Consider the following 9,733-nt stretch of genomic DNA (forward strand, 5'->3'; position numbering starts at 1 on the left):
AGAGCGTGCCCAGCACGTTCAGCGCCGGCGGCCGGTGAGGCCCTGCACCCCGTCCCGCCGGACGAGCAGGGCCGCATCCTCGACCTCGGCGTCGCCGCCCCGCCCGCCCCCCAGCCCTGGGTCGGCCAGGCCGCCGCCCGGGCCGTCGAACAGCTGCCGTACTACGCCGCCGGGCACGGCCACTACCCCACCGGCGTCCCGGTGCTGCGCGAGGCCGTCGCCCGCCGCTTCACCGAGCGCGGACTGCCCACCACCCCCGACCAGATCCTGATCACCACCGGCGCGATGGGCGGCCTGCACCTGCTCCAGCGGGCGCTGGTCGGCCGCGGCGACCGGGTCGCCGTCGAGGCGCCCAGCTACGCCCACACCCTCCAGGCGCTGCGGCTGGCCGGCGCGCGCCTGGTCCCGGTGCCGTACGCCTGGACGCCGCGGCCCACCTGGGACCTCGACGAGTGGCGGCGGGTGCTGCGCGGGGCCGGCCCCCGGGTCGCGTACGTGATCCCGGACTTCCACAACCCGACCGGCGCGCTGATCGACGAGGAGCAGCGCCGCGAACTGCTGGCCGCCGCCAGGGCCGCCGGGAGCATCGTGCTGACCGACGAGACCACCGCCGAACTCGGCTGGGGCGTACCGCCGTCCACGCCGCTGCCGCGCCCGACAGCGGCCCTGGACCGCGCCGCCCAGGTGGTCACCGTCGGCTCGGCGGGCAAGCTGCTCTGGGGCGGCCTGCGGATCGGCTGGGTCCGGGCCGCGCCCGCGCTGGTACGCCGGCTGGCCACCGAACGGGTCTACAGCGACGTCGGCACCCCGGTGCTGGACCAGCTGATCGCCGCCGAGCTGCTGGGCGATCCGCTGCCCGACGTGCGGGAGCACCAGCTGACCCGGCTGCGGGCCACCGCGCGGGCCTTCGCCGCCGCCCTGCCCGAACGGCTGCCCGGGTGGAGCTTCACCATGCCGTCGGGCGGGCTCTCACTGTGGGTCTCCACCGACGGCCTGTCCGGCGCGGCGCTGGCCCGGGCCGGGGAGCGCAGCGGGGTCCGGATCGCCTCCGGCAACCGCTTCGGTTCGGACGGCGCCTTCGAGCACCACATCCGCCTCCCGGTCACCGTGCCCGCCGCGACCGTCCCCGCCGCCGTCGAACGCCTCGCCGACCTGGCCGCCCAGGCGGCGGCCGGCGGACGCCTCGAACCTGCGGACGAGTCCCAGCCGCTGGCGGTCTGACGGCCGCGCGGCGGGGCAAGTCCCTTGGCGCGCGGGAACTTTGGCGCGTTCGCGCGGGCCGCGGCCGGCCGTTCCGCAGTCGGACGAACCGCGTCTGTACGGGCCGCGGCCACCGTGCCGCGGCCCGCCGCGGCTACTGGTGGTCGGCCCGGCCGCGCCAACCCGTCACCGGCAGCGCGAACTTGGCCACCAGCCGGTCGGTGAACGGCGCCCGGTGCAGTCTGGCCAGCCGCACCGGCGTCCGGCCCCGGCGGACCTCCACCCGCGCCCCGGCGGGCAGTTCGACCGAACGCCGCCCGTCGCACCAGAGCACCCCGTGCGGGGTCTTGGGCTGCACCTCGACCGCCAGCACCGACTCCGGCGAGGTCACCAGCGGGCGGGCGAACAGCGCGTGCGCGGAGATCGGCACCATCAGCAGCGCCTCCACCTCCGGCCACACCACCGGCCCGCCGCCGGAGAACGCGTACGCGGTGGACCCGGTCGGCGTCGCGCACACCACGCCGTCGCAGCCGAAGTTGGAGACCGGACGGCCGTCCACCTCGGTCACCACCTCCAGCATCCGCTCCCGGGACGCCTTCTCGATCGAGGCCTCGTTCAGCGCCCAGTCCTCGTGCACCACGTCGCCGTTGGTGCGGACGATGACGTCGATCGTCATCCGCTCCTCGACCTCGTAGTCGGCGTCGACCACCCGCTCGACGACCACGGCCAGGTCGTCCCGCTCGGCCTCGGCGAGGAAGCCCACCCGGCCCAGGTTGATCCCGAGCATCGGCAGCCCGTGGGAGCGCGCCAGCTCCGCCCCGCGCAGCAGTGTCCCGTCCCCGCCGGCCACCAGGATCAGCTCGCAGCCGTCCGCCGCCCCGGGGCCCTCGGTGACCTTCTCGACGCCCTCCGGCAGGTCCAGGTCCACCGCCTCGGCTTCCAGCAGTCTGATCCGGAGCCCCACCTTCAGCAGCCCGTGCACCAGGGCCTCGACGCTGCGCAGCGCCGTCTCCCGGCCGGTGTGCGCGATCAGGAAGACCGTACGTTCTTCATCGCTCATGCCGCTGCCCTCTCCCTAACGCCTGCCGGGTCGCCCTTGGTCCCGGGGCGGCCGCGCCATACGACATGACGGGCCGGACGCTCGCAAGGCACCCTACCGGGGCCCCTCCGCCACGGCCCGGTCCGCGGCCGCGGGGTCCAGCCGCGGAGCGTCACGGCGCAGCCAGAGGAAGTACTCGACGTTGCCGGACGGCCCCGGCAGGGGGCTCGCGGTGACCGCGCGCACGCCCAGCCCGAGCTCCCACGCCTGCCCCGCGACCTGGCGCACCATCTCGGCGCGCAGCTGCGGGCTGCGCACCACCCCGCCGCTGCCCAGGCGCTCCTTGCCGATCTCGAACTGGGGCTTGACCATCAGCACCAGGTCCGCGTCCTCGGCCGCGCAGGAGGCGAGGGCCGGGAGCACCAGGCCGAGCGAGATGAACGACAGGTCGCCCACCACCAGGTCGACCCGGGTGCCGCCGATCAGCTCCGGCGTCAGCTCGCGCACATTGGTGCGGTCCATCACGGTGACCCGCTCGTCGCTCTGCAGCGACCAGGCGAGCTGCCCGTAGCCGACGTCCACCGCCAGCACGTGCGCGGCCCCGGCCCGCAGCAGCACGTCGGTGAACCCGCCGGTGGACGCGCCCGCGTCCAGCGCCCGGCGGCCCTCGACGACCAGGCCCTGCGGCACGAAGGCCGCGAACGCGCCGGCGAGCTTGTGGCCGCCGCGCGAGACGTAGTCGGGGTCGTTCTCGTCCTTCGCCACCACGACCGCCGCCGAGGTCTCCACCTGGGTGGCCGGCTTGGTCGCGGTGGCGCCGCCGACCGTCACCCGGCCGGCGGCGATCAGCTCGGACGCGTGCTCACGCGATCGGGCCAGCTTGCGGCGGACCAATTCCGCGTCGAGTCGACGTCGTGCCACTGCCACTGGTGTTTCAGCTCCTACGGATCCTGCGGGTCATTCCTGGTCGAGCGCGGCCAGTGTGTCGACGAGCCGCTGGTGAACATCTTCGTACACCGCGACGTGTGCCTCGGCGGGGACCCCGTCCAGGGCCTCCAGCCGGGCCAGTCCGGCGTCCACCCCGGGGTGGCCGGTGGGGAGCAGCTCGACGCCGAGCGGCTCGGCGGGGAGCACCGCGTCGAGCGGTGCCGGCGGCCCGGCGTGCCGGACGGACCGGAGCGGTTCACTCGTCTCGGGCATCGGGCTTCTTCGCGTCGTCGGACTTCTTCGGGTCGCCGGGCTTCTTCGGGTCGCCGGGCTTCTTCGTGCTGGTGGCCTTGCGGACGGTGGTCTTCCTGGTCGCCGCACGCTTCGCGGGCGTCCCGGGCTCGGTTCCGGCCTCGGCCTGCCGGGGGGTGGCGGACTTCTTGACGGTCGTCGTCCGCTTCGCGGCGGCCTTCCCTGCCTGCGTCGTCTTGGCCGACGTCTTCTTCGCCGGCGTCTTCTTCGCCGGGGTGGCCTTCTTCGCCTCGGTGGGCTTCTTCGCCGTGCTCTTCTCGGCGGCGGCCTTCCCAGCGGAGCTCTTCCCGGCGGCGCTCTCCTCCGCCGCGGGCTCCTCCCGCGGGGCCGGGGCGACCGCGGACACCCGCGGGACGGACGAAACGGGCGGGACCGGCGGGTCGACCTCGACCGGCTCGTCCACCTCCACCCGCTCGGCGACTATCGGCTCACCCACCGTCCGGGCGGCCGACCGCTCCTCCTCGGCCTCCCACCCGCGCCCGAAGAGGTCGCCGGCCCGCGGCGCCGGCACCGGCTCCTCGGCCCCGTACGCCCCCGGCCCGGACGCGGCCGCCGGGGCCTCCTCCTCGACCTCGCGCAGCTTGGTCTCCAGGTACGCCAGCACCACGCCGACCTTGGTCACCTGGTCGCCGACCCTCTCGAAGACCTTCTCCGCCTCGTTGCGCGCCACGCCGACGGCCAGGTCCACCCCGGCCCGCCCGGCGGTGACCGCCTCCCCGGCGAGGGTCTGCAGGGTCTCCACCGACGGCGGGAACTGGCCGCCCAGCCGGCGCTCGACCCCGGCGACGTCGACCCCGGCCTTCTCCAGGATCGAGCTCGCCGTCCCGACGACCAGCTTGCCGACCTCCTCGACCACGCCGGCGGCGGTCTCCACCACTCCCCGAACCGTCCTCGGCAGCATCCGGGTGCCTCCCAATCGCCTCTGGGCGTCGCTCCGTCGCCCTCAGTACCCGGGCGCCGTTCCGGGCACCCCACCGACGACGCTACCGCCAAAACCCGCCTGAGGTACCGTGGCCCGCAGTCAGCACCGTAGTGACCGGGGGAGGGAGCCGGCCCGTGGCGAACGCCGAGGAGTGCCGGGAGGCGCTGGAGCAGCTCAGCCGGAACATGACGAAGTCCACCGGCGACGTCCGCAAGGCCGCGGCCCTCGACCGCTCGCTCAGCTGCCGGATCACCGACCTCGACCTGACCTTCACCGGGCGGCTGCGCGACGGCCGGATCCAGGACGTGGTGGTGGCCCCCGGCGCCCCGGCCGGGAAGGCGGAGATCCGGCTCACCATGAGCAGCGACGACCTGGTCGCGCTGGTCGGCGGGCGGCTCAACTTCGCCTCCGCGTGGGCGAGCGGCCGGGTCAGGCTGGAGGCGGGCTTCCGCGACCTGCTGCGGCTGCGCACCCTGCTCTGACCCCGGCCGCCGTACCCGCCGACCGCCGGACCGTCCTCAGAACCCCAGGTCGGCCAGCGCCTTCCGGCCGTCCACCGGCGCGCCGCCCGCGTCCAGCACCGTCCACGCGGCCGCGCACAGCGCCCGCAGGCCGTCCCAGCGGTCCCCGGCCCCGGACAGCCGCAGCACCCCGGCCTCGACGCCCGCGACCCAGCCGCCGCATCCGAAGCCGCCGTCCACCGGCGTCACCGCCGGGTGCGGGACGAGCAGTCCGCGCAGGTCCGCCGCCAGGTAGGTCGGCCGGTGCTCGACCGGGGCCGCCAGCAGCAGCTCCGGGGTGGTCACCCCGGTGAACACCAGCAGGCTGTCCACCCCGCCGTTGAACGCGCCCTCGATGTCGGTGTCCAGCCGGTCCCCGACCACCAGCGGCCGCTCCGCGCCGGTGCGCAGCACGGTCTCCCGGTGCATCGGCGGGAGCGGCTTGCCCGCCACCTCCGGCTCCACCCCGGTCGCCGCCCGCACGGCCGCCACCAGGGTGCCGTTGCCGGGCGCGATGCCGCGGGCCCTCGGCACCGTCAGGTCCAGGTTGGACGCCACCCAGGGCAGGCCGCTCTGCACCGCGTACGCGGCCTCCGCGAGGTCCGTCCACCCCACCGAGGGGTCGAAGCCCTGGACCACCGCGAGCGGCCCGTCGGCCAGCGAGCGGACCGCGACCAGCCCCAGCTCGGCCAGCGCCTCCTCCAGCCCGAGACCGCCCACGACCAGCACCTTCGAGCCGGCCGGCACCTTCTCGGCGACCAGCCGGGCGGCGGCCTGGGCCGAGTTGATCACGTCGGCCGGCTCGGCCGGGACGCCCAGCTCGGTCAGGTGCTCGGCGACCACCCGCGGCGGGCGGGAGGCGTTGTTGGTCACGTACGCGAGCCGCATCCCGGCCGTCCGGGCCGCGTCCAGGGCGTCCACCGCGTGCTCGATCGCGTGCGCGCCGGCGTAGACCACGCCGTCCAGGTCGAGCAGCGCGGTGTCGTACGCGTCGGTCAGCGGCCGCTCGCTGCCTCCGGGGGCGGTCCGTCGCACGGGGGTGGCCGTCTCGGTCATGGCTGCGCTACCTCATTCACTGCGTCGTCGTTCACTGCGTCGTCCCTGGCGCACGTCCTCGTGCGGCAGGGTGTCAGGGCGTCCGGTACGGCCTCCGGCCCGGCGCCTCGTACCGCGTCCGGCCGGGTCGCGGCGCCCACCGGTCAGGCGGCGCCGTCGGCACCGGCGGTGCCCGCCGTTCCGCCGGCCGGGCCCTCGGCGCCCGCCGGGGGCTCCACGTACCCGGGGGCTCCCGGCAGCAGCGGGCCGTACGCCCCGGCGCGGGCCGCCAGGGTCGCCCTGGTCTGCCGCAACGCCTGCCGGTAGTGGTCGGACTCCGGCCGCATCGCCACGGCCAGCGCCAGGTGCTCGGCGGAGGTCTCGAAGTCGCCCAGCCGGGCCGCCGAGACGCCCCATCCGAACTGAGCGTAGTCGTCCGCCGGATCCGCGAGCGCCACGGCACGGAAGTTCGCCAGCGCCGCCGCGTACGAGCCCGCGTCGAACTGGGCCCGCGCCAGCGCCTCCCGGATGCTGCGCGAGTGCGGCTCGGCCGCCACCGCCCGGGCGAGCAGCTGCTCGGCGGCCGCCGGATGCCCCTGCGCCAGCAGCTGGGCGCCCCGGCGGAACCAGTCGTAGACGTCCCCGGTGGGCTCCCCGGAGCGGCTCTGCCGCGGCACCCCGCCGGTCTCCGTACCCGCCTCCGAGCCTCCCTCCGAACCGACCGGCACCGCACCGGCCGTCGAACCGTCGCCCGGCACGCGGCCCGGCACGCCGTCGGCCGGAGCGTCCCCGCGGGTGGCACCGACCGGCCCGCCCGACTCGGCCGGGCCGCCGCCGTCCACCCGTTCCTGCCCGTCGTCCATGCCGTACCTCGCCCTCGGTCGCACACCCGCCCCACAGATCGGCACGGGTATTCCGATCTCTCAACAACGCGTACCCGGTTACGATGCCCAGAATGAGCACACCCAGTGCAGAAGACGGAGTCGAGACTCCCGAGGGCGGCCCCGGCGATCCCGGGCACGTCGCCACCGCCGGCCTGTCCCTGTCCCCCTTCCGCGGCCTGCGCTACGTCCCCGACCGGGTCGGCACCCTGGCCGCCGTGACGTCCCCGCCGTACGACGTCGTGGACCCGGGCCGCCGGCTCGACCTGGAGACCGCCGACCCGCACAACGTGGTCCGGCTGATCCTGCCCAGGCCCGAGCCCGAGGACGCCGGCGACCGCCCCGACCGCGACACCCGCTACCGGCACGCCGCCCGGCTGCTGGCCGCCTGGCAGCGCGAGGGCGTCCTGGCCGCCGACCCCGAGCCCGCGATCTACGTCTACGAGCAGCGGCTCCCGGCCACCGCCGACTCCCCCGAGCTGCTCCAGCGCGGCCTGATCGGCGCCCTCGCGGTGAGCGGTCGGGAGGGCGGCGTGGTGCTCCCGCACGAGGACGTGATGCCCCGGCCGGTCGCCGACCGGGTCGGCCTGATGCGCACCACCCGGGCCAACCTGGAACCGCTGCTGCTCACCTACCGGGGCGGCGGCGGCGCCTCCGGCGTGATCGAGCGGACGGTCGAACGCGAGCCGCTGCTCTCCACCGCCACCAGCGACGGCACCCACCACCGCCTCTGGGCGGTCACCGCCCCGGCCGAGATCGCCGAGATCAGCCGCGACCTGGCCACCTGCCGGGCGCTGATCGCCGACGGCCACCACCGCTGGGAGATGTACCTCCGCCTCCAGCGCGAGCACCGCCACCTGCCGCGCAGCCCCTGGGACCGCGGCATGGTGCTCCTGGTGGACACCGCCCGCTACCCGCTGCGGGTCCGTGCCATCCACCGCGTGCTGTACCGGCTGCCGGTGGCCGAGGCGCTGGAGCGGCTCGGCGACCAGTGGAAGGTCAAGGAGGTCCCCGGGCCGCTGTCCGCCGCGCTCCAGGCCCTCGCCGAGCAGAAGCGGCACGGCGGCAACGGCTTCGTCCTGACCGGCGGCGACGGCGTCTACTGGCTGCTCGGCGAGCCCGAGGAGTCCCTGCTCGACGCCACCGTGCCGCACGGCCGGCCCGAGGAGTGGCGCCACCTGGACGCCACCGTCCTGCACGCCACCCTGCTGGACCGCACCTGGCACGTCCCCGACGGCCCGGACGACATCGGCTACCTGCACACCGCCGTGGCCGCCGAACAGGAGGCCGCGCGCACCGGCGGCACCGCCGTCCTGCTGCACCCGGTCCGGGAGTCCGTGGTACGACGGCTGGCCGAGCAGGGCGTCACCATGCCGCGCAAGTCCACCTCCTTCGGGCCGAAGCCGGCCACCGGGCTGGTGCTGCGCAACCTCGCGCTGGGCTGACACCGCCCGGGGCTGACACCTCGGCCGGCCCGGACACGGGCCGGAACGCCGTGAGGCCCTGCCGTTCCCGGAGTTTCCCGGGGAACGGCAGGGCCTCACGGCGTTTGCCAGGGAGCTGCTCAGCTCTTGTCGGCGTCGGCGTCGGCCTTGGCGGCCTTCGACTCCTCGGCCTCGGCGGCCTCGGCCTGCTGGGCGCGCTCGGGGACGACGCCGTCGAAGTCGTCGTCGATCTCGAGGTCGTCCTCGTCGTAGAACTCCTCGACGTCCTCCTCGTCCTCGAAGATCACGCGGTCCTCGGAGTGGTCGCCGCCACCGCGCTTCTTCTGCACCGGGACGTCCGTGGACTCGGCCTCGTCCTCGGCCAGCTCCGGGTCGAGCGTGTCGGTGAACTCCACGCCGTCGATCTCGGCCAGCCGCTCCGAGGCGTTGGTGGTGCCGTCGGTGTCGGCCTCGGCGGCCTTGGCGAACCAGTCACGGGCCTCGTCGGCCCGGCCGGCCGCGATCAGGGCCTCGGCGTAGGCGTACCGCAGACGCGCGGTCCACGGCTGCACGGAGTTGGAGGCCAGCTCCGGGCTCTGCAGCGTCACCACGGCGGCGTCGAACTGCTCCATGTCGGCGCGGGCACCGGCCGCCACCAGGCGCATCTCGACCTGGCCGGCCTTGTCCAGCTGCTTCACCTCGGGCTCGCCGGCCATCGCCAGCGCCCGCTCCGGACGGCCCAGACCGCGCTCGCAGTCGGCCATCACGGGCCACAGGTCCGCCCGGCCGGTCATCCGACGGGCGGCGCGGAACTCGGTCAGCGCCTCGGAGTAGCGCTGCGTCATGTACGAGGCGAAACCGGCCGCCTCACGGACGGCCGCCACGCGGGAGGCCAGACGGAGCGCGATGCGCGAGTACTGGTAGGCCTCCTCCGCCTCGCCGTCGAGCAGGCGGGCCACCATCACCAGGTTGCGGGCGACGTCGTCCGCGAGGGTCTTGGGCAGGCTCTTGAGCTCCTGGCGCACGTCCGCGTCCAGCTCGTAGCCGGTGACGTCCTCCGGGATCGGCAGACGCTTGACGGGCTCGTAGTTGCCCCGGCGGTCGTCGTACTCCCGGCGGTCGCCGCCGCGCTCGTCCCGGTCACGGCGGTAGCCGCCACCCGACGGGCGGTCGTCACGGCGGAAGCCGCCGCGGTCGCCACCACGGTCGTCGCGGCGGAAGCCGCCACGGTCGCCACCGCGGTCATCGCGGTTGAAGCCACCGGAGGAGCGGTCGTCACGGCGGAAGCCACCGCCGGCCGGACGGTCGCCACGGTCGCGGTTGAAACCGCCACCCGACGGACGGTCGTCACGACGCGGACGGTCGTCACGGTCGTCCCGACGGAAACCGCTCGGGCGGTCGTCGCGGCGGAAACCACCGCGGTCGCCGCCGCGGTCATCGCGGTTGAAACCGCCGGACGGGCGGTCGTCACGGCGGAAGCCGCCACGGTCGCC

The 9,733-nt window shown here is 75.6% G+C and carries 10 protein-coding genes; 3 read left to right on the top strand and 7 right to left on the bottom strand.

Annotated elements, in window-relative coordinates; translation table 11 throughout:
• Positions 1–1,221 (top strand): PLP-dependent aminotransferase family protein (locus AE652_RS23605; RefSeq protein ID WP_049654719.1); only part of this gene is annotated, 1,221 nt, incomplete at its 5' end.
• A gap of 133 nt (positions 1,222–1,354) precedes the next feature.
• Here AE652_RS23605 and AE652_RS23610 read toward each other — a convergent pair.
• The 4 genes from AE652_RS23610 to AE652_RS49285 all read right to left on the bottom strand — a co-directional run bounded on the left by AE652_RS23610 (position 1,355) and on the right by AE652_RS49285 (position 4,355).
• Positions 1,355–2,260 carry an NAD kinase gene (locus AE652_RS23610; RefSeq protein WP_049654720.1) on the bottom strand — a complete coding sequence of 302 codons (906 nt, stop codon included), beginning with the start codon at positions 2,258–2,260 and terminating at the stop codon, positions 1,355–1,357.
• Between the two features lie 93 nt (positions 2,261–2,353).
• Complete coding sequence (locus AE652_RS23615) at positions 2,354–3,160, bottom strand: TlyA family RNA methyltransferase (RefSeq protein WP_049654721.1); 807 nt, start codon at positions 3,158–3,160, stop codon at positions 2,354–2,356.
• Between the two features lie 36 nt (positions 3,161–3,196).
• A complete protein-coding gene (locus AE652_RS23620) occupies positions 3,197–3,439 on the bottom strand; it encodes a hypothetical protein (RefSeq protein ID WP_049654723.1) in 243 nt (80 codons plus the stop codon).
• Positions 3,423–4,355, bottom strand: coding sequence for a hypothetical protein (locus tag AE652_RS49285; protein WP_049654724.1), 933 nt, complete (start codon positions 4,353–4,355; stop codon positions 3,423–3,425). Before AE652_RS49285 ends, AE652_RS23620 begins: the two co-directional genes overlap by 17 nt.
• Before the next feature lie 179 nt (positions 4,356–4,534).
• Between AE652_RS49285 and AE652_RS23630 the strand changes: the two genes are divergently transcribed.
• A complete protein-coding gene (locus tag AE652_RS23630) occupies positions 4,535–4,882 on the top strand; it encodes an SCP2 sterol-binding domain-containing protein (RefSeq protein WP_049654726.1) in 348 nt (115 codons plus the stop codon).
• A 36-nt stretch (positions 4,883–4,918) separates the two neighbouring features.
• On the opposite strand, the gene AE652_RS23635 is transcribed toward AE652_RS23630, so the two are convergent.
• Together AE652_RS23635 and AE652_RS23640 are read right to left on the bottom strand one after the other, a co-directional pair.
• Positions 4,919–5,956, bottom strand: a complete 1,038-nt coding sequence (locus tag AE652_RS23635; protein ID WP_049654729.1) for an HAD-IIA family hydrolase — start codon at positions 5,954–5,956, stop codon at positions 4,919–4,921.
• A 143-nt stretch (positions 5,957–6,099) separates the two neighbouring features.
• On the bottom strand, positions 6,100–6,798 hold the full coding sequence (locus tag AE652_RS23640; RefSeq protein WP_107086519.1) for a M48 family metallopeptidase: 699 nt from the start codon (positions 6,796–6,798) through the stop codon (positions 6,100–6,102).
• A 92-nt stretch (positions 6,799–6,890) separates the two neighbouring features.
• On the opposite strand from AE652_RS23640, the gene AE652_RS23645 reads away from it, so the two are divergent.
• A complete protein-coding gene (locus AE652_RS23645; protein WP_082345921.1) occupies positions 6,891–8,261 on the top strand; it encodes a DUF1015 family protein in 1,371 nt (456 codons plus the stop codon).
• A gap of 119 nt (positions 8,262–8,380) precedes the next feature.
• Here AE652_RS23645 and AE652_RS23650 read toward each other — a convergent pair whose 3' ends face one another.
• Complete coding sequence (locus AE652_RS23650; protein ID WP_107086520.1) at positions 8,381–9,265, bottom strand: tetratricopeptide repeat protein; 885 nt, start codon at positions 9,263–9,265, stop codon at positions 8,381–8,383.
• Positions 9,266–9,733: the final 468 nt, after the last annotated feature.

Source organism: Kitasatospora sp. MY 5-36 (assembly GCF_001182915.1).
GTDB lineage: Bacteria > Actinomycetota > Actinomycetes > Streptomycetales > Streptomycetaceae > Kitasatospora.

What these genes read in the sequence shown, in the direction of transcription:
- AE652_RS23645 (WP_082345921.1), top strand. Translation starts at nt 6,891, where the DNA reads ATGAGCACACCCAGTGCAGAAGACGGAGTCGAGACTCCCGAGGGCGGC.
- AE652_RS23640 (WP_107086519.1), bottom strand. Translation starts at nt 6,798, where the DNA reads ATGGACGACGGGCAGGAACGGGTGGACGGCGGCGGCCCGGCCGAGTCG.
- AE652_RS23635 (WP_049654729.1), bottom strand. Translation starts at nt 5,956, where the DNA reads ATGACCGAGACGGCCACCCCCGTGCGACGGACCGCCCCCGGAGGCAGC.
- AE652_RS23610 (WP_049654720.1), bottom strand. Translation starts at nt 2,260, where the DNA reads ATGAGCGATGAAGAACGTACGGTCTTCCTGATCGCGCACACCGGCCGG.
- AE652_RS23620 (WP_049654723.1), bottom strand. Translation starts at nt 3,439, where the DNA reads ATGCCCGAGACGAGTGAACCGCTCCGGTCCGTCCGGCACGCCGGGCCG.